The following is a 19957-nucleotide window of genomic DNA, read 5'->3' on the forward strand; positions in this document are numbered from 1 at the left end:
AGCTACTCCAGGCCCTCATCCTGAGGAGCCGCGAAGCGGCGTCTCGAAGGATGGCCGCACGCGAGAGCGGGGCCTGCATGGTTCGAGACGCGCGTTCCGCGCTCCTCACCATGAGGGTCTACCACCTCACGTCCCGCGCGGCTTCGCCCGCCTTGTCGGCAGTGCGCTCGCGGGATCGTCGGGCCAGGGGTGACGCGGATAGCGGCCGCGCAGGTCGGAGCGGACGGCGGCGTAGCTGCCGCGCCAGAAGCCGGGCAGATCGCGCGTCACCTGCACCGGACGCTGAGCCGGCGACAGCAATTCCAGCACCAGCGGCACCTTGCCGGCGGCGATCGAGGGATGGGTGTTGAGGCCGAACAATTCCTGTAGCCGGACCGCGATTGTCGGTCCCTGCTCGGCCTCGTAGTCAATCGCGAGCATGGTTCCAGTCGGCGCCTCAAAATGGGTCGGCGCCTCGCGGTCGAGCCGCGCGCGCATCTCCCACGGTAACAGCGCCATCAGGGCATCGGAGAGATCGCCCGCGGAGATGTCCTTGAGCGCGATCTTGTCGTAGAGCGCCGGCACCAGCCAATCCTCGCGCCGCGCGATCAGGCCGCCGTCGGACAGATCCGGCCAGCTGTCGCCCTCGGCCTTGCGCAGGAACATCACGCGATCACGCCATTGCTTGGCGGCCTTCGACCAGGGCAGCCGGTCGAGGCCGGCCGCAATCAGTCCTTCGGCAAAGATGCGCGCGGTGTCCTCCGAGGGCGACACTGATAGCGTCGCCTCGGACAGGGTGATTGCGTGCAGCACGCGCTTGCGCCGCGCCCGCAGCGCCATCGCGCCGCGATCGAACGAGATCTCGTCGGCGGTCTCGATATGCTCGGCGAAATGCCGCTCGATCTCGTTCTCGGTGATTTGCGCGGCGAGCAGGATGCGTCCGTTCGCCGCCGTCCCCGTCATCTCGCCGATCGCGATGTAGGGCGCACGGGCGAGCGAGGAGGTCTGCTCGACAGAGGCGCCGCGCCCGTTGGCCAGCACGAATCCGCCATTGCCGCGATTGCGCGCGACGCGGTCCGGAAACGCGTAGGCGAGCATCAGGCCGGTCGAGAGATCCTCCTGCAGCGCCACCTTCTCCGAAGCCGCGACCTGCGAGGCCCAGCGGCGCGCGAGATCGCGCGCGCTTGCCGCGCGCGGCGAGCGGTCGCGGCGGAACTGGTCGCGGCGGTGCTCGAGATCGACGCTGTCGCCGCCCAGGCCGCGCTCGGTGATGATGGCCGCGATCTCGGCGGCGGCCTGGCCCTCGCCGGCGCGATGCGAATCCACGATCATGCGTGCAAGCCGCGGCGGCAGCGCCAGCGCACGCAGGCTTTTTCCCTCGGCGGTGATGCGGCCGTCGCCGTCGAGCGCGTTGAGCTCGCTCAGCAGGCTCTTGGCTTCCTTCCAGGCCGGCTGCGGCGGCGGATCGAGGAGCGATAGAGCCGCGGGATCGCTGACGCCCCATTGCGCCAGATCGAGCACCAGCGAGGACAGGTCGGCGCTGAGGATTTCCGGCTGGGTGTACGGCGCGAGCGAGGCGGTCTGCGGCTCGTCCCAGAGCCGGTAGCAGACGCCGGGCTCGGTGCGGCCGGCACGGCCACGGCGCTGGTCCACCGCCGCGCGCGAGGCGCGCACGGTCTCGAGCCGGGTCAGGCCGATATCGGGCTCATAGCGCGGCACGCGGGCAAGACCGCTATCGACGACGATACGCACGCCCTCGATGGTGAGCGAGGTCTCCGCGATCGAGGTTGCCAGCACCACCTTACGCGTGCCCTTGGGCGGCGGCGCGATGGCACGGTCCTGCACGGCGGCATCGAGCGCGCCGAACAGCGGCACGATCTCGACGGAGGCGTCCTGCACGCGCTCGGAGAGGAAATTCTGCGTGCGGCGGATCTCGGCGGCGCCTGGCAGGAAGGCCAGCACCGAGCCGCTATCGGCGCGCAGCGCAGATGCGATCGCATCCGCCATCTGCCGCTCGATCGGTGCATCCGCCTTGCGGCCGAGATAGCGTGTCTCGACCGGAAACGCACGGCCCTCGCTTTCGACGACGGGGGCATCGCCGAGCAGCCTTGCCACCCGCGCACCGTCGAGCGTCGCCGACATCACCAGGATGCGCAAATCCTCGCGCAAGCCGGTTTGCGCATCACGCGCCAGCGCAAGGCCCATGTCGGCGTCGAGCGAGCGTTCATGGAATTCGTCGAACAGGATCGCGGCAACGCCGGAGAGTTCGGGATCGTCGAGGATCTGGCGGGTGAAGATGCCCTCGGTCACCACCTCGATGCGCGTCGCGCGCGAGATCTTCGAGCCGAAGCGGACACGATAGCCGACAGTTTCGCCAGCGCGCTCGCCGAGCGATTTGGCCATGCGGTCGGCACTGGCGCGCGCGGCGATGCGGCGCGGCTCCAGCACGATGATCTTCTTGTCCTTGGCCCAGGGCGCATCGAGCAAGGCCAGCGGCACGCGCGTGGTCTTGCCGGCGCCGGGAGGGGCCACCAGCACTGCGGCGTTGCTGGCCTCCAGCGTACGCGACAAATCGTCGAGCACGGCATCGATCGGGAGGGGCGTGTCGAAGCTGCGGGGCAAGATCTATCCGTTCGTCATGCCCGGCCCCGTGCCGGGCATTCACGTTCTTTCGTCTGGCAGTGAACAAGACGTGGATAGCCGGGACAAGCCCGGCCATGACGGCTTCGTTCAATGAGAATATGCAGCAATCAGCCCTGCACCGCCGGCCGCCCGACGCTCTCGTACACAAAGCCGGCGGCTTCCATGTCTTCGGGGCGGTAGATGTTGCGGAGGTCGACGACGACCGGCTGCGCCATGGTCGCCTTCAACCGGTCGAGATCGAGCGCGCGGAACTGGACCCATTCGGTGACGATGACGAGCGCGTCGGCGCCTTGCGCGCAGGCATAGGCGTCCTCGCAATAGGTAATATCGGGCAATTCGCCCTTGGCCTGCTCCATGCCGACCGGATCAAACGCCTTCACCTTCGCGCCCATGTCGATCAGGCCTGTTACCAGCGGGATCGACGGCGCATCGCGCATGTCGTCGGTGTCGGGCTTGAAGGTGAGGCCGAGCACCGCGACGGTCTTGCCGCGCAGATTGCCGCCGAGCGCTTGGGCTACCTTGCGCGCCATCGCGCGCTTGCGGTTCTCGTTGACCGCCAGCACCGATTCGACGATGCGCAAGGAGACGTCGTAGTCCTGCGCGATCTTGATCAGGGCCTTGGTGTCCTTCGGGAAGCACGAGCCGCCGAAGCCGGGACCGGCATGCAGAAATTTCGTGCCGATGCGGTTGTCGAGGCCGATGCCGCGCGCGACCTCCTGAACGTTGGCGCCGGCCTTCTCGGACAGATCGGCGATCTCGTTGATGAAGGTGATCTTGGTCGCCAGGAACGCGTTGGCGGCGTATTTGATCATCTCGGCGGTGCGGCGCGCGGTGAACATCAGCGGCGCCTGGTTCAGCGACAGCGGGCGGTAGATGTCGCCCATCACCTTGCGGCCGCGCTCGTCGGAGGTGCCGACCACGATGCGGTCCGGGAATTTGAAATCGCGGATCGCCGCGCCCTCGCGCAGGAACTCGGGGTTCGAGGCGACTACCACATCGGCCGACGGATTGGCTTCGCGGATGATGCGCTCGACCTCATCTCCGGTGCCGACCGGCACGGTCGATTTCGTCACCACCACGGTGAAGCCCTGCAGCGACTGCGCGATCTCTTTCGCGGCGGCATAGACGTAAGACAGGTCGGCGTGTCCGTCGCCGCGGCGCGAGGGCGTGCCGACCGCGATGAACACGGCATCGGCATCGGCGACCGGCTGCTTGAGGTCGGTGGTGAAGTCGAGCCGCTTGGCTTTCACGTTGTTCGCGACCAGCTCGTCGAGGCCAGGCTCGTAGATCGGGATCTCGCCGCGATGGAGTGCCGCGATCTTCCTCTCGTCCTTGTCGACGCAGGTGACGTCGTGGCCGAAATCCGCAAAGCAGGCGCCGGACACCAATCCCACATAGCCCGTGCCGATCATCGCAATTCGCATGAAAAATCCTGTTCCAGCTTGGTTAACGGACGTCCAACTCAGCCCAATCCGGGGCGGTTTAGCATTTTCCCGAGGTCATGGAACAGTCCGCATGCAAAAACCGGCCCGCGATTTGAACCAGTAAAGAAGTCGGAAACCACTGGGCTCCAAACTGCCCCAGGACCGCACAGGCACGGCGGAACGCGCCTCGGAAAGGGACACCATGGCACGATCAGGCACAATCGCGGCGGCCAGCCCCTCCACGGCCGCTTCGGGCGCGCGTATCGACTGGGTCGACTACGCCAAGGGCATCTGCATCGTGATGGTGGTGATGATGCATTCGGTGCTGGGGGTGGAGCTTGCCGCCGGGCAGACCGGGTTCATGCACGTGCTCGTAGCCTTCGCAAAGCCGTTCCGGATGCCGGATTTCTTTCTGATTTCGGGCTTGTTCCTGTCTCTGGTGATCGATCGAGACTGGCGAACCTATCTCGACCGCAAGGTGGTTCATTTCGCCTATTTTTATGTCGTCTGGGTGACAATCCAATTCGGCTTCAAGGCCCCGGCCTTCGCGGCCGAGACCAGCTGGCAGCATGTTGGCCTGCTGTATCTCGAATCCTTCATCGAGCCGTTCGGCACGCTGTGGTTCATCTATCTATTGCCGGTCTTCTTCGTTGTCACGAAACTGACACGCAAGGTCCCATCGCTCGCGGTCTGGCTGATCGCCGCCGCGCTAGAGACCGCGCACATCACGACCGGCTGGACCGCCATCGACGAGGCCTGCGCACGCTTCGTCTATTTCTATTCGGGCTATTTGTTCGCGCCCTACGTGTTCGCCCTGTCGGATCGGGCGCGGCAGCATCCGGCGCTGGCGCTTGCAGCGCTCGCTGCCTGGGCGCTGATCAATGCCGGCCTCGTCGCAGCGGGCGCCAGCGAATGGGCGATCGTCTCGCTCGCGCTCGGCTTCGCCGGCGCCTGCGCCATCATCGCGGCGGGCACGCTGCTCGCGCGAGCACACTGGCTCAACTTCCTCCGCTTCTGCGGCGAGCGTTCGATCGTGATCTATCTCGCCTTCTTCCTGCCGATGGCGGCGACGCGGACGCTGCTGCTGCGCACGGGGGTCATTGCCGATATCGGCACGGTGTCGCTGCTCGTCACCATCGCCGGCGTGCTCGGATCGCTTGTGATCTGGCAGGCCGCGCTGCGGCTCAATGCGCGCTTCCTGTTCGAGCGGCCGGAGGCATTCTGGATCGCGCCGAAGAAGACGGGAGCAGTGTTGCAGGCGGCGGAGTGACCGTCATGCCCCGCGAAGGCGGGGCATCCAGTATTCCAGACACAGTCGTTGTCGATCGATGGGGCGCAGCGTACTGGATTCCCCGCTTTCGCGGGGAATGACAGTGGGGATAGCGGCGTCACCACGCCAAAAATCCGCCTCCGAAGGCTGTCAAAGCCCGCAAAAATTCATACATTGCGGCCATGCCCAAGACATCGCAGAAGACCACCGCCAAGGCTGAGACCAAGATTGCCGAGCCGAAGGCGGCCGCCGATAAGCCTGCTGCCAAGGCGGCACCCGCGACAGCTGCTGCCAAACCGGTCGCGGCGAAGGCGGCCGGCAAGGGCGACCACGTCTTCCTGGTCGACGGTTCCTCCTATATCTTCCGCGCCTATCACGCGCTGCCGCCGCTGAACCGCAAATCCGACGGACTCCAGGTCAACGCCGTGCTCGGCTTCTGCAACATGCTGTGGAAGCTGTTGCGCGAGATGCCCGAGGACAACCGGCCGACGCATCTGGCCATCATCTTCGACAAGTCGGAGATCACCTTCCGCAACAAGATCTATCCGGACTACAAGGCGCACCGGCCGCCCGCCCCCGACGATCTCATTCCGCAATTCGCGCTGATCCGCGAAGCCGTGCGCGCCTTCGACCTGCCCTGCCTGGAACAGATCGGCTTCGAGGCCGACGATCTCATCGCGACCTATGTGCGCCAAGCCTGCGAGCGCGGCGCCAGCGCCACCATCGTGTCGTCCGATAAGGACCTGATGCAGCTCGTCACCGATTGCGTCACCATGTACGACACCATGAAGGACCGCCGCATCGGCATATCAGAGGTGATCGAGAAGTTCGGCGTGCCGCCGAACAAGGTGGTCGAGGTGCAGGCGCTCGCGGGCGATTCCACCGACAACGTGCCGGGCGTACCCGGGATCGGCATCAAGACCGCGGCGCAGCTGATCACCGAATATGGCGATCTCGACCAATTGCTGTTCCGCGCCGGCGAGATCAAGCAGCCCAAGCGGCGCGAGGCGCTGCTCGAGAACGCGGAGAAGGCGCGCATCTCGCGGCAGCTCGTGCTGCTCGACGACAAGGTCGAGCTGGAGGTGCCGCTGGACGACCTCGCCGTCCACGAGCCCGACGCGCGCAAGCTGATCGCCTTCCTCAAGGCGATGGAGTTCACGACGCTGACGCGGCGCGTCGCCGAATATGCGCAGATCGATCCCGCCAATGTCGATGCCGATCCCGGCTATGCCAGCGGCGCCAGCGTGTTCACGACGCTGCCGCCCTCGGACGTCGTGCCGGCACCAGGCACGGGAACCCCGGCGCCAGCCCGGCCGAACCAGCCCAACAGATCGGCGGGCAAGGACGACAAGGCTGCGAGCCCGAAGGGGGCACCGATCTCCCTCGCCGCCGCGCGCGAAGAGGCGCTGCGCAAGCTTCCGGTCGATCGCGGCAAATACCAGACCATCAAGACGCTGAAGGAGCTCGACGCCTTCATCGCGCGCATCCATGATACCGGTCATGTCGCGATCGAGACCAGAGCGAACTCGATCGATCCGATGCAGGCCGATCTGTGCGGCATCGCGCTGGCGCTGGCGCCGAACGAGGCCTGTTACGTGCCGCTGGCGCACAAGCAATCCGGCGGCGGCGCCGGCCTGTTCGATGCCGGCCTCGCGCCGGACCAGGTCAAGCATGACGACGCGCTGCAAGCGCTACGCCCGGTGCTGGAATCGGCAGGCATCCTCAAGATCGGCTTCGACGTCAAGTTCACTTCCGTGATGCTGGCGCAGCACGGCATCACCCTGCGCAACATCGACGATGCGCTGCTGATCTCCTACGTGCTTGATGCCGGCCGCGGCTCGCATGCGCTGGAATCGTTGTCGGAGCGCTGGTTCGGCCATGCCATGCTGAAGGAAAGCGAGCTGCTCGGCAGCGGCAAGGGCAAGATCACCTTCGACCAGGTGCCGATCGACAAGGCCGCACCGCTGTCAGCCGAAGGCGTCGACATTGCGTTGCGGGTCTGGCGCGTGCTGAAGCCGCGCCTCGTTTCCGAGCACATGAGTGCGGTCTACGAGACGCTGGAGCGGCCGCTGGTGTCGGTGCTCGCTCGCATGGAGCGGCGCGGCATCTCGATCGACCGCCAGGTGCTGTCGCGTTTGTCCGGCGACTTCGCCCAAACCGCGGCGCGCGTCGAAGCCGAGATCCAGGAGATCGCGGGCGAGCCGGTCAATGTCGGCAGCCCCAAGCAGATCGGCGACATCCTGTTCGGCAAGATGGGATTGCCTGGCGGCACCAAGACCAAGACCGGCGCGTGGTCGACCACCGCACAGGTGCTCGACGAGCTCGCCGAGCAGGGCCACGACTTCCCGAAGAAGATTCTGGAGTGGCGCCAGGTCTCCAAGCTGAAATCGACCTACACCGACGCGCTGCCGACCTACGTCAATCCGCAGACCCACCGCGTGCACACCACCTACGCGCTGGCTGCGACCACGACGGGACGCTTGTCGTCGAACGAGCCGAACCTGCAGAACATTCCGGTGCGCACCGAGGACGGCCGCAAGATCCGCCGCGCCTTCATCGCCACGCCCGGACACAAGCTGGTCTCTGCCGACTATTCGCAGATCGAGCTGCGGCTGCTGGCCGAGATCGCTGACATTCCCGTGCTGAAGCAGGCGTTCCGCGACGGGCTCGACATTCACGCCATGACCGCGTCGGAAATGTTCGGTGTGCCGATCAAGGGCATGCCGAGCGAGATCCGCCGCCGCGCGAAAGCGATCAATTTCGGCATCATCTACGGCATCTCCGCCTTCGGCCTCGCCAACCAGCTCGGCATCGCGCGCGAGGAAGCCTCCGCCTACATCAAGAAGTATTTCGAGCGCTTCCCGGGCATCCGCGCCTATATGGACGAGACGCGCGACTTCTGCCGCAACCACGGCTACGTCACCACGCTGTTCGGCCGCAAATGCCACTACCCCGACATCAAGGCCTCGAATGCCTCGGTGCGCGCCTTCAACGAGCGCGCCGCGATCAACGCGCGGCTTCAGGGCACCGCCGCCGACATCATCCGCCGCGCCATGACGCGGGTGGAGGATGCGCTCACCGAGAAGAAGCTCTCGGCGCAAATGCTGCTCCAGGTGCATGACGAGTTGATCTTCGAGGTGCCGGACGACGAGGTCGAGGCAACGCTCCCCGTCGTGCAGAAGGTGATGCAGGACGCGCCGTTCCCGGCCGTGCTGCTCTCGGTGCCGCTGCATGTCGACGCCCGCGCCGCGAACAATTGGGACGAGGCGCATTAGCGCTCTCTCTCCCTTCACCTCTCCCCGCTTGCGGGGAGAGGTCGGATCGCTCTTGCGATCCGGGTGAGGGGGTACAGGTCTATCGACGACCGCCCGTGTGGAGAAAGCCCCTCACCCCAGCCCTCTCAGGGCGAGCGAAGCTCGTCCCGGCCCCGTAAGAACGGGGCGAGGGAGCGCACTGAATTCGCGGCGCAAGCGCTCAATTGCCCTCCGAGCAATTGCACGATGGCCCCACGATCCCGCGCATATTAGAACCGTGCCGTCTCCCGCACCGGTTCAACCATGCCCCACACCTCCGCCTTGCTCGGCTTTGCCCTCGTCAGCCTCGGCCTCGTGCTCACGCCGGGACCGAACATGATCTATCTGATTTCGCGCTCGATCACGCAAGGCGGCGCGGCCGGCATCGTCTCGCTCGGCGGCGTGGCGCTTGGCTTCGTGTTCTACATGCTGTGCGCGGCGTTCGGCATCACGGCGCTGTTGCTCGCCATTCCTTTCGCCTATGACGCGCTGCGCTTTGCCGGCGCCGGCTATTTGCTGTGGCTTGCCTGGCAGGCGGTGAAGCCGGGTGGGCGTTCGCCGTTCCAGGTGAGGAAGCTCGCCATCGACAGCCCGCGCAAATTGTTCGCGATGGGCTTCGTCACCAACCTGCTCAACCCGAAGATCGCGATGCTGTATCTGGCGCTGCTGCCGCAGTTCATCGATCCCGCGGCCGGCAGCGTGCTGATGCAGTCGCTGGTGCTGGGCGCGATCCAGATCGCGATCAGCGTCAGCGTCAACGCGATGATCGCACTCGCGGCCGGATCGATCGCCCTGTTCCTGGCGAACCGGCCGAGCTGGATGCTGGTGCAGCGCTGGCTGATGGGCACCGTGCTGGCCGGGCTCGCGGTGCGGATGGCGGTGGAAGCGAAGAGGGTGTGAGGATGGTTTTCACCTCTCCCCGCCTGCGGGGAGAGGTCGAATTCGATCGCAGATCGAATTCGGGTGAGGGGGTACAGGTCTCTCGACCATCTCGCATGGGGAGAGAGGCCCCTCACCCCAACCCTCTCCCCGTAAGAACGGGGAGAGGGAGAAGAGAGATCAATCCAGCTTCGCCTCCATCCCCCGCTTCACGGCCGGGCGTGCCATCAGGGCGTCGTACCAGCGCTTGACGTTGGGGAAGTCGGCCAGATCAACCTTGTGGCGAGGATGGCGCCAAGCCCAGCCCAGGATGGCAAAATCCGCAATCGAGAGCTCGCCGGCGACGAAGTCGCGCCCCTCGAGGCGGCGGTCGAGCACGCCGTAGAGCCGGCGCGTCTCGGCCATGAAGCGCTTCAGGCCATAGGCCCGGTCCTGCTCGTTTTCGAGTGCGATGAAATGGTGCACCTGGCCGGGCATCGGGCCGAAGCCGCCCATCTGCCACATCAGCCATTCGTAGACCGGGATGCGCTGGATAAGCGATTTCGGCAGGAATTTGCCGGTCTTTTCGCCGAGATAGAGCAGGATCGCGCCGGATTCGAAGATGCTGACGGGCTTGCCGTCGGGCCCCTCGGGGTCGACGATCGCGGGGATCTTGTTGTTGGGCGAGAGCTTGAGGAACTCGGGCGCCATCTGCGCGCCCTTGGTGATGTTCACCGGGATCACCTTGTAGGGCAGCCCCATCTCCTCCAATGCGACCGAGATCTTGCGGCCGTTCGGCGTGTTCCAGGTATAGAGCTCGATGGTCATTCCGTGTCCTTCCCCAAGAGGCTTGCCCGAAGGCTTGCCCCCTCACCTACTCCAGAAGGTTGCGCCCTCACAACCGGCGGACCGGGATGGCCGATCCCTGTTGACGGGAGACGCCCCCTCTGGAATGTCGCGTCGGTCGCGGATAAATTCCGCCCCCACCAAAAACGCTGTTCGAGGGACCGCCGTGTCGAAATCCGCCTCCCGCGCCCGCCTGTTCGAGATCATCCGCCGGCGCTCATTCGGCCGCGGCGAGGTGACGCTCGCGTCGGGCCGCAAGAGCGATTTCTACTTCAACCTCAAGCCGACCATGCTCGACCCCGAGGGCGCAACGCTGCTCGCCGAGCTGACCTACGAGGCGCTGAAGGACGACCAGCTCGATTTCATCGGCGGGCTCGAGATGGGCGCGGTGCCGCTCGCCGGCGCGCTGGCGCAGATCTCCTGGATCAAGGGTCATCCGATCGCGGCCTTCTTCGTGCGCAAGAAGCCGAAGGAGCACGGCGCCAAGCTCGCGATCGAGGGCCTGCCCAAGGGCGAGACGCTGGCGGGCAAGCGCGTCGTCATCGTCGAGGACGTCACCACCACGGGCGGCTCGGCGATGAAGGCGGTGGAATCGGTGCGCGAGGCCGGGGCCAATGTCGTGCTGGTGCTGACCATGGTCGATCGCGAGGAAGGCGCCACCGACACGTTCGGTGCGGCCGGCCTGCCGTTCCGTTCGCTGTACAAGGCGTCGGAATTCTTGAAGGGGTGAAGTGGCGGAAATTTCTCCGCCGTCATGCCTCAATGTGTCCCGGTAGCAACCATCGGTCCAAAGCTGCGCCCCGGCCTTAAAGAGGCCACCGCCTCGTCTTGAAACCGCCTCTGCTCAACTGCTCATTTACCATCCCGCTTTATGGTGAATCGCGTGCTGAGACCTCTCGGTCCCAGCCGGTTCAGTAGCGTCGGGTGGAGTAAGCATTGCGTACAGTCATGTCCCATGCGCGCCGGCGCCGTCGCGCGATGCTTGTGGCCGCCATGCTGGCGGCGCCGCTGCTCGCAGCTCCTGCCCCGGTCTCGGCAGAAGGTCTGTTAGATTTCCTCTTCGGCGGAATGCAGCAGCAGCGGCCGCAGCGCGAGGTGCCGCCGGCGAACTCCTATGTCGATCCCTTCAGCAGCCAGCAGAATGGCGCCACGCCGCAATATGTGCCGCCGACTCGCTCGGCCGCGGCCGGCGGCTCGGGCCCGGCCTTCTGCGTACGCAGTTGCGACGGGAAATACTTTCCGCTGATGCGCGGCCTCGTCTCGCCCGCGCAGATGTGTCAGGCATTCTGCCCTGCCAGCGCGACCAAGGTCTATTTCGGCTCGTCGATCGACGGTGCCTATTCCCAGACCGGCGAGCGCTACGCCGACAGCGAGAACGCGTTCGCCTACCGCAAGGCGCTGCGCGCCGATTGCACCTGCAACGGCCGTGAACCGGTCGGCCTGGCCCCGGTCGACCTTGCGCTGGATTCCTCGCTGAAGGCCGGCGACGTGATCGCCACCAGCGACGGCCTCGTTGCCTATACCGGCGTCCGCGTCGGCAACGACCAGGCTGCGGATTTCACCCCGGTTGCCTCCTATCCCGGTCTCACCGCGCAGGTTCGCGCCCGGCTTGGCGAGATGAAGGTGGCGCCGGTGCGGGCCGAGACGGTGTCGGCAGATGCGCCGGCGTCAAACGAGATCGTGCGTGAACCGCTGCCGGACGTGACAGTGCCGAAGACCGCCGCGAAGCCGGCGAAGCGGGCGTGGTTGGAGTAGCAGTTTCGTGTCCCGGACGCGGCGCGGCACGCAGTAACGCGACGCCGAGCCGGGACCCAGCATGCTGCGAGATGGGCCCCGGCTCTGCAGCGCACCGCTGAAGAAGCGCTGCGCTGCGTCCGGGGCACGAGAGCTCACCTCCCGATGATCACCCCGATCACATTCGGCGCGGCCAGATATTTCTCCTCGATCGCGGCGCGCGCGGCGGCGCGGTTCTCCGGCGTCAGGAGGCCGCGCTTCTCGGCCAGGATCATCCAGCAGAAGCCCCACCAATCGGTCAGCATGCCTTGATCGCCGACGAGGTCATAGCCCTGCTCGGCCGCGAAGATGCGCGCATGCGCTTCGTCCAGCGTGTCCAAAAACAGATGGTCCTCGGGCGAGAACAGATCGTCGCTGACGTCGTCGATGGTGTAGCCCCAGATCGACTGGCACACCGCGTTGAACTCGCGGTCGAACTGGTCGTCATCGACCCTCTGGCGCCGCGCGGCCTGATGCAGCCGTGACAGCGAGCGCGCGAAATCGGCGATCCGGGTGAGGGCAAACTGGTCGAAGGCAATCGTGGACATGTAGTCCTCGCAAAGTCGGACAGACGCTAGATGTTGTATCGGCAAGGCGCCGAATCACAATGATATATCAAAGACTTGCTAAAGTGTTCTTAATTTGTTCTAAGCGTGCGTGGAATCGAAAGGGGCCGCCCGAGGCGACCCCTTGCCGGTTGCAATCTTGTTCGGGATGAAATTCCAGCCCCGGCGAGGGCGGACCTTAATACCGACAACGGGCTTTGCGCGATTCCGGAAAAATACCGATCGTGGTGCTGTCCTAATTCGGCCGGCACCTTAATAGCAGCGCGAGGCCGCAATGGCGTGGACGCGGCGGTCGCCGAGGAGATGGGCGACAAAGCCGTTCTCCGGAAAGATTTTGGCGAAGGCGGCGTCGCGGATACTAAGGCCCCCCGCGTAAGCACCGAATGCCGGCATCACCGCCCGCATCCCGTCGCTCGCGAAGCAGCGGCGCTCCATCGAGCGGCCACGTGCCGAGACACGCGCCTTCGGATGCAGATGGCCGGCGATCTCGCCGTGGGCGCCGGTGGGCTCGTGGCGGAAGGTGATCGGGCCGATCGCGACTTCGACCGCGATGGTGCCGCCGAGATCGCGCGGCAGCATGGGATCATGATTGCCCGAGATCCAGATCCAGTCGCGGCCGCTCTGGAGTGCGGCCACCGCGTCGCGGTCCTCGGCGGACAGCCGCTCATGCGCGCTGCGGTCGTGAAAACTGTCGCCGAGCGCGATGACGATTCGAGGATCATGGCGGGAGATGACAGCAGCGAGCCGGCCGAGCGTCGCAATGGTATCGTAAGGCGGCAGCAGCACGCCGCGCGTGGCGAAGCTCGACCCTTTCTCCAGATGCAGGTCGGAGACCACGAGCAGGCGCTGCTCGTCCCAGAACAGAGCGCCGGAGAGATCGGCCGCGAAGGTCACATCGCTGATCGTGACTCTGGAAACGCGCATGTCCTCGACATCTCCCGAAATCAGCGCGCCTGCCGTCACGTCTTACCCGCTTCTATCCATCGCCTCTTTGACGAGTTCGTCGGCGGCTTCGGCCAAGAGCTCGTCTGCAGCTTCGCCATAAACTGACTCGCGGCCGATTTCCAGCATCACGGGTACGGCGAGCGGAGAGACGTGGTCGAGTTCCCGGTGCGTGATGCGGCCGTGGATGCGCATCAGCATGTCGCTGAGGCGGCGCAAATCGAGCAGGCCGGTCGCGGCATCGGCGCGCGCAGCGCGGAGCAGGACGTGATCGGCCTGGTGCTTGCGCAACACGTCGTAGACGAGATCGGTCGAGAACAGCACCTGGCGGCGGCTCTTCTCTTCGCCGGTGTGGCGGCGGGCGATCAGGCCGGAGATGATCGCGCAGTTGCGGAAGGTGCGCTTCATCAGCGCGGATTCGGCGAGCCAGGCTTCGAGATCATCGCCAAGCATGTCAGGATCGAACAGCGCGTCGAGGTCGATCCGCCCGTCGCGGATCATGAAGGAGAGATCACCAAGGCCCCAGATTGCCACGGCATATTCATTGGCGACAAAACCGAGCGGCCGCGCGCGGGCGCGCTCCAGCCGCCGCGTCAGCAACATGCCGAGGGTCTGATGCGCGAGACGTCCCTCGAAGGGGTAACAGACCAGATAATGCTTGTTGGCGCGTGGAAAGCTTTCCACCAGGAGCTCGCGGACCGCCGGCACTCTGCTGACATCCTTCTGCAGCGACAGCCAGTCGCGCACCTGCTCTGGCAAGCCGCCCCAGGCGCGGCCATCATCGAGCAGGCGGCGCACGCGCTCGGCGAGATAGGTCGAGAGCGGAAACTTTCCGCCCATGTAGGACGGCACCTTGGGGTCCTTGTCATGTGCGCGCGAAACATAGACCTGGTCCTCGACCAGGGTCTCGTAGCGCACCACCTCGCCTGAGAACACGAAGGTATCCCCGGGACTCAAGCCCTCGATGAAGGCTTCCTCGATCTCGCCGAGCAGCCGGCCGCCGCGCGCGATCACGCCCGTGGATCCTGCACCGCTGCCGCGCGAGCGCACCAGCCGCACCTTCAGCATGTCGTCCTCGACGATGGTGCCGACATTCATGCGGTAGCTCTGCCGCACCTTTGGATTGGCGACGCGCCAGCGTCCCTCCTTGTCCTGCTTGATGCGGGCGAAGCGCTCATAGGTCTTCAGCGCATAACCGCCGGAGGCGACGAAATCGACGACGTCGTCGAAATCCTGCCGCGACAGGCTTGCGTAAGGCGCGGCTGTACGGACCTCGCCGTAGAGCTCGTCGCTCAAGAACGGCTCGCCGCAGGCGCAGCCCAGCACATGCTGCGCCAGCACGTCGAGGGCGCCCGTGCGCAAGGGCGGCGTGTCCTGCGCATTCTCGGCGATGGCGTCGATGGCGACACGGCACTCCAGGACTTCGAAACGGTTGGCGGGCACCAGCACCGCGCGCGAGGCTTCGTCGAGGCGGTGATTGGCGCGGCCGATGCGCTGCATCAGGCGCGAGGAGCCCTTGGGCGCGCCGATATTGACGACGAGATCGACGTCGCCCCAGTCGACGCCGAGGTCGAGCGAGGAGGTGCAGACCACGCCGCGCAGCCGGCCTGCCGACATGGCGTCCTCGACCTTCCGGCGCTGGGCGACGTCGAGCGAGCCGTGATGCAGCGCGATGGCAAGGCCATCGTCGTTCATGCTCCAGAGATTCTGGAACAACATCTCGGCCTGGCTGCGGGTGTTGACGAACACCAGCGTGGTCTTGTTGGCCTTGATCAGCTCGTAGATTTCAGGGAGCGCATGACGCGCGCTGTGGCCGGCCCAGGGCAGCCGCTCGCGCGTGTCGAGCATCTCGACCACGGGCGGCGCGGCACCGCCGGCGAGGACGATGTCGGCTGCCTGCTCCGTGCCGTCGGGCTGTGGCACCAGGAAGCGCGCGAGCTGCTCCGGCTCGGCTACGGTCGCAGACAAGCCGATCGCGCGCATCTGTGGCGCGAGGCGCCACAATCGCGCCAGCCCGAGGGAGAGCAGATCGCCGCGCTTGGACGTGACCAGCGCGTGCAACTCGTCGAGCACGATGCGCTTCAGCGAGGAGAACAGGAACGGTGCGTCGTCCGAGGAGAGCAGCAGCGCGAGCTGCTCGGGCGTCGTCAGCAACACGTCCGGCGGATAGCGCCGCTGCCGCTGACGGCGCGAGACCGGCGTATCGCCGGTGCGGGTCTCGACCTTGATGGGCAAGCCCATCTCGGCGATCGGACGCTCGAGGTTGCGCGCGATGTCGACGGCGAGCGCCTTGAGCGGCGAGATGTAGAGGGTGTGCAGGCCGCCGCTGCGCTGCACGCTGCGGCCGGTGGAGACGAGGTTCTTCTTCGCACCCGCCTCGCGTGTCAGCGGCTGCGCCGACATCTCGACCAGCGTCGGCAGAAATCCCGCCAGCGTCTTGCCGGCGCCGGTCGGCGCTATCAAGAGCGCCGACCGGTCCTCGCGCGCCTTTTCCAGCAGCGCCAATTGATGCGCGCGCGGCGACCAGCCGCGGGCTGCGAACCAGGCCTGAAAGCGATCCGGCAGCAGGGCGGCCGGCTCGGTCGATGTCTGGAGGATACGAAGCGGCACGGCATGACAGGTAAGCCGTAGGGATGGCTTCGTCGAGGGGGCTATGGCCTGCGACAGGGCGATCGCACACGCGCTGTCCATTTGAGGCACGATAGACTCGACATCGTCATGGCCGGGCTTGTCCCGGCCATCCACGTCTTACCCGCGGCACGAAGAACGTGGATGCCCGGGACAAGCCCGGGCATGACGACCGCTTGTGAGGTGCAAATTTCGGTCCTCTCCTCGCCTGCGCGACGAGGGCCAGCGCTCTCACGCCCCGGCCGGGACCTGATCGAGAAATCCGGTCACGCTTCTGATCCGGCCGTCCTTCAGCACGGCGAAATCGGTGCCTTTGATCGGGCTGTCGGCGCCGTCAGGGCCAAGTCCCCACGAGAAGCGGATGTGATCGCCGTAGCCGTTGGGCTCGCCGATCAGCTTGAATGTGAAATCGGGAAAGCGCTGCTGCACACCTGCGATCAGCGCCTCGATGCCGTCCTGGCCGTCGCCCTTCATCAGGGGGTCGACGTAGCTCGCATCCGTCGTCCAGCCTTCGCTCAGCAGCTCGCGGCGGCGGCCGGCGCTGCGCTCGTTCCAGAGCTCGATGTAGCGACGGGTGATAGTGACGGGGTCGGTCATGGTTCTCTCCTTCGATGGCGCCGTGCTGTCCGGCTGACCGTCACTATCGAAGGTTCACGCGCGTTGATCGATTACCTCGGAGGTCATCAACGCGCGTGAGGTGTTCGCAAAAATTACTTCGCCGCCGTCACCATGATCTCGACGGTGTATTGCGGGGCCGCCAGCTTGGCTTCGACGGTGGCGCGCGCAGGCGTATTGCCGGGCGAGACCCAGGCGTCCCACACAGCGTTCATCTCGCCGAAGGTCTTCATGTCGGTGATGTAGATCGTGGCCGAGAGCAGCTTCGACTTGTCGGTGCCGGCCTTGGCGAGGTGGCCGTCGATGGTCGCCAGGATGTCCTGGGTCTGCTTCGTCACGCTTTCGCCGGCCGCCTTGTTGGCGACGACACCGGCGAGATAGACGATGTTGCCGTGCACGACGACCTGGCTCATGCGCGGGCCGGTTTCAAAACGCTGAATGCTCATCTGGGATCTCCTGACTGGAATGGCGGCCCTGTCTAGCCCAGCGATTTGCACTGTGCCAGCCCTAGCACGCATGCGTTGCCCGGCACGCATGCGCAGCCCTGCACGCATGCGTTGGCCAACATTGCGCCGCTCACGGAAACCGACTGAAGAACGTCCAGATCGTTTCTGCGCCGTCGATGTCGCCGTTTTGCGATCCGAGCAGGTTCCTGGCGACCTTCGGGAAGCGGGCATCCGGAGCGAAGCCTGGCATGCGGTGGCCACCATGATTGATGCGATAGAGCACGACGTCGTGCCCAGCCGGGCAGCGCGAGCTGATCCGCGTCACCGTGGACTGGTCCGCCGGCGCCGCATCGGGCATGTCGGTGATCCCGGCGTCGTCGGTCTCGCAGCCATTGAGCCTGCGCCAGAACGCCAGCGTCTCGTCCGTCGACCAGAATCCCTCTGCGGCAAAATAGCTCGATCCGCGCCCGCCCTCATAAGGGACCAGCGGATCGGCGGTCCCGTTCATGAGCAGCATCGGCAGCGGCCGCGACGGATGACAGGTGACGGCGGCTTCATCGTTGAGATTCATGATGACACTCGCAACCGCCGCAAACAGATCGGCGCGCGCGCAGGCCAAGGTCATCGCCATGGCACCGCCATTGGAGACGCCGGCGACGTAGACGCGCTTCGCATCGGCCGTGCCGTCGGCCACCAGCTTCTCGACCAGCCTTGCGATGAAGGCGACGTCATCGGTGCCCGCCGGTGGTCCGCGCAGGGCCGGCCCCGCCTTGGTGCGCGCGTCCGCCCATGCGTTGTTGAGCCCGTCCGGAAACACCACGGCGAGGCCCTCGCGCTTGGCAACCTGCGGCCAGGCCGTCCGTGTAACCATGTCGGCGCCGCGCTGGGTCTTGCCATGCAGCACGATTACGAGCGGTGCGGGCCGCTTGGCCGGCAGCTGCGCGGTGTAGGAGCGCTTCACCCCGTTGACGTCGACCGTATCGGCGGACGCGCGAAAACCGCAGCAGATTATTATCGTCAGGCAAAGAAGCGGAGACAGCCAGCTGGGGCGTGAAAAGGCCATGGTTGGCACCCGGTCGAGGCTCAATGCGGCGCGTCCTGGTTTGGAGTTTCAATAATGCCATCACGGACTTGCATGGCGGTCGCAGGTTTTCCGCTCAAATCTTAAGCTCCGTGTATATCGGGGATTGAGTTTGTCCCAACTAAGGGTTGAAATAGGTCATTGTTAGTTTGGGGGCACTGACTTGCTCCAGTTTCAAGATCATCTCGATCCCTGGGATATACTTCGCTTTTTTGAAGACAAGGTCGGAGCTGGTCTGTGGCGCTACGACGCCGAGGGCCGGATGCAGTGGTCTCGCGGCTTCTACCGCCTGCTTGGGCTCGATCCGTTCACGATTGCGCCCTCCTACGCGGAGATCGAGAAAAGGATTCATCCGGAGGATCGCCGGCCGAAGCGCGATCCACGCGAGTTCATGTTCGACCGGTCCTTGCTCAATGGTGAGATTAGGATCGTGCGGCCGAATGGTGCGCTGCGCTGGATTCGTATTCAGTCGGAGGTGTTGCTGGATCCTGCCAGCGCGAAAGAATCCGTGCTTGGCCTTGCTATCGACATCACCGAGCAACGAAGATTGCTGCAGCCGCTCAAGATGGACTCCGACCGCTACGCTGCGCTGATTGATATCACGGGTGGAGTGCTGTGGATTGGCACCCAGGACGGTCGGATTACGGCTCTTCTGAAGGCCGACAACAATGCGGAAGCGCAGCGATTGTTCGGCAACGGTTGGATCGATCTCCTGCCCGAAGAGGAGCGCGAGACGGCGTTGCGCAACTGGCTGGTGGCGGCTGAAACGGGGCGGCCCTACGATGTCGAGCACCGGCTGCGCCAGCCCGACGGCTCCTACCGCTGGTACCGCTGTAAGGCCGTACCGGTCCCGGAGGCGGACGGCGTCATTCGGGAGTGGCTCGGCATTTCCATGGATGTGCACCAGGAAAAACTATCGCTTCAGCCTGCGGGAGCTGCGAAACTTACGGGTGCGCAACTGCGGGCAGCCCGCGGCATGCTGAACTGGTCGGTCAAGCAACTGGCTTCGCGAACGGGACTCTCCGCCGCGGTGGTCAGGCGGCTGGAGGAGCAGAATGGCATGCTGCGAATGCCCGAGGGGACGATCAACCAGCTTCGCGATACACTTTCGGCCGCGGGCGTCGAGTTCATTTTTCCCGCGGTGGGCAAGCCGGGCGTGAGGCCACGATGATCGGAGAAAAAAATTCGAAGATGGCCTGCGTACTTCCTGCGCCTTGAAGATGAAACTAAGTTCGTCTTACCCGCAATTCTTGAATGGTGGTGCGCCACGATCTGGCGAACCGAGCCGAAATTGCGCTCCCCTGCCGCCGCACTGAGGCGCTTGCGGCCGTAAGCGCAAATTTTGCGTGTCCGTCGAATGTCGCCGGCAAATCTTTCTTAATGTCGCGATAAGCACCTTCTTCCACCCTCCCGATACACGTAATGATCGGGGTCGGGGCTGTTATTAGACCGGCGGTGGCATCGGCAAATTTGCAGCGGCAGAACGGGATGGATCAGCCTCGAAGGAGCGGCTCCATTCATTGCTGTGGCAAGCGCTGTCACGCTGATCTGCCTCATTCCCTGTGGACGGTGGAAGGGATCATCGCCTGCTGC

The 19957-nt window shown here is 65.3% G+C and carries 15 protein-coding genes; 6 read left to right on the forward strand and 9 right to left on the reverse strand.

What is annotated here, in order from left to right:
• Positions 1-126: 126 nt before the first annotated feature.
• Positions 127-2601, reverse strand: coding sequence for an ATP-dependent helicase HrpB (hrpB, locus tag ABIA45_RS24495; RefSeq protein ID WP_404653999.1), 2475 nt, complete (start codon positions 2599-2601; stop codon positions 127-129).
• A 128-nt stretch (positions 2602-2729) separates the two neighbouring features.
• A complete protein-coding gene (locus ABIA45_RS24500) occupies positions 2730-4046 on the reverse strand; it encodes a UDP-glucose dehydrogenase family protein (protein WP_404654001.1) in 1317 nt (438 codons plus the stop codon).
• A gap of 202 nt (positions 4047-4248) precedes the next feature.
• On the opposite strand from ABIA45_RS24500, the gene ABIA45_RS24505 reads away from it, so the two are divergent.
• From ABIA45_RS24505 to ABIA45_RS24515, 3 genes are all read left to right on the forward strand, one after another.
• Positions 4249-5316: an acyltransferase family protein gene (locus ABIA45_RS24505; RefSeq protein ID WP_404654003.1), complete on the forward strand. Its 1068-nt coding sequence runs from the start codon at positions 4249-4251 to the stop codon at positions 5314-5316.
• A 182-nt stretch (positions 5317-5498) separates the two neighbouring features.
• Complete coding sequence (polA, locus tag ABIA45_RS24510; protein WP_404654005.1) at positions 5499-8591, forward strand: DNA polymerase I; 3093 nt, start codon at positions 5499-5501, stop codon at positions 8589-8591.
• Positions 8592-8873: 282 nt separating this feature from the next.
• Positions 8874-9509 (forward strand): LysE family translocator, encoded by a 636-nt coding sequence (locus ABIA45_RS24515; protein WP_404654006.1) that lies wholly within the window; start codon positions 8874-8876, stop codon positions 9507-9509.
• A 159-nt stretch (positions 9510-9668) separates the two neighbouring features.
• On the opposite strand, the gene ABIA45_RS24520 is transcribed toward ABIA45_RS24515, so the two are convergent.
• The gene (locus ABIA45_RS24520) at positions 9669-10295 is read right to left on the reverse strand and encodes a glutathione S-transferase family protein (protein ID WP_404654008.1); all 627 of its coding nucleotides are present in this window, start codon (positions 10293-10295) and stop codon (positions 9669-9671) included.
• A 184-nt stretch (positions 10296-10479) separates the two neighbouring features.
• Here ABIA45_RS24520 and pyrE point away from each other — a divergent pair, with 184 nt between their 5' ends.
• Both pyrE and ABIA45_RS24530 read left to right on the forward strand, forming a co-directional pair.
• Positions 10480-11043 carry an orotate phosphoribosyltransferase gene (gene pyrE, locus ABIA45_RS24525; RefSeq protein WP_036014130.1) on the forward strand — a complete coding sequence of 188 codons (564 nt, stop codon included), beginning with the start codon at positions 10480-10482 and terminating at the stop codon, positions 11041-11043.
• Between the two features lie 248 nt (positions 11044-11291).
• Positions 11292-12068 carry a DUF2865 domain-containing protein gene (locus tag ABIA45_RS24530; protein WP_404655738.1) on the forward strand — a complete coding sequence of 259 codons (777 nt, stop codon included), beginning with the start codon at positions 11292-11294 and terminating at the stop codon, positions 12066-12068.
• Between the two features lie 134 nt (positions 12069-12202).
• Here ABIA45_RS24530 and ABIA45_RS24535 read toward each other — a convergent pair whose 3' ends face one another.
• From ABIA45_RS24535 to ABIA45_RS24560, 6 genes are all read right to left on the reverse strand, one after another.
• Entirely contained in the window at positions 12203-12634 is a 432-nt protein-coding gene (locus ABIA45_RS24535) for a hypothetical protein (protein ID WP_036041807.1), read from the reverse strand.
• A gap of 270 nt (positions 12635-12904) precedes the next feature.
• Positions 12905-13576 carry a ligase-associated DNA damage response endonuclease PdeM gene (pdeM, locus tag ABIA45_RS24540; RefSeq protein WP_275498313.1) on the reverse strand — a complete coding sequence of 224 codons (672 nt, stop codon included), beginning with the start codon at positions 13574-13576 and terminating at the stop codon, positions 12905-12907.
• A 42-nt stretch (positions 13577-13618) separates the two neighbouring features.
• Positions 13619-16204, reverse strand: coding sequence for a ligase-associated DNA damage response DEXH box helicase (locus ABIA45_RS24545; RefSeq protein ID WP_404654012.1), 2586 nt, complete (start codon positions 16202-16204; stop codon positions 13619-13621).
• A 249-nt stretch (positions 16205-16453) separates the two neighbouring features.
• On the reverse strand, positions 16454-16819 hold the full coding sequence (locus ABIA45_RS24550) for a nuclear transport factor 2 family protein (protein ID WP_404654014.1): 366 nt from the start codon (positions 16817-16819) through the stop codon (positions 16454-16456).
• A gap of 113 nt (positions 16820-16932) precedes the next feature.
• Complete coding sequence (locus ABIA45_RS24555; RefSeq protein ID WP_404654016.1) at positions 16933-17283, reverse strand: RidA family protein; 351 nt, start codon at positions 17281-17283, stop codon at positions 16933-16935.
• 130 nt (positions 17284-17413) lie between these two features.
• On the reverse strand, positions 17414-18346 hold the full coding sequence (locus tag ABIA45_RS24560) for an alpha/beta hydrolase family esterase (RefSeq protein WP_404654018.1): 933 nt from the start codon (positions 18344-18346) through the stop codon (positions 17414-17416).
• 181 nt (positions 18347-18527) lie between these two features.
• Between ABIA45_RS24560 and ABIA45_RS24565 the strand changes: the two genes are divergently transcribed.
• Positions 18528-19535 carry a PAS domain-containing protein gene (locus ABIA45_RS24565; RefSeq protein WP_404654019.1) on the forward strand — a complete coding sequence of 336 codons (1008 nt, stop codon included), beginning with the start codon at positions 18528-18530 and terminating at the stop codon, positions 19533-19535.
• Positions 19536-19957 lie beyond the last annotated feature (422 nt).

Source organism: Bradyrhizobium sp. USDA 336, from assembly GCF_044908355.1.
Taxonomy (GTDB): Bacteria; Pseudomonadota; Alphaproteobacteria; order Rhizobiales; family Xanthobacteraceae; genus Bradyrhizobium; species Bradyrhizobium yuanmingense.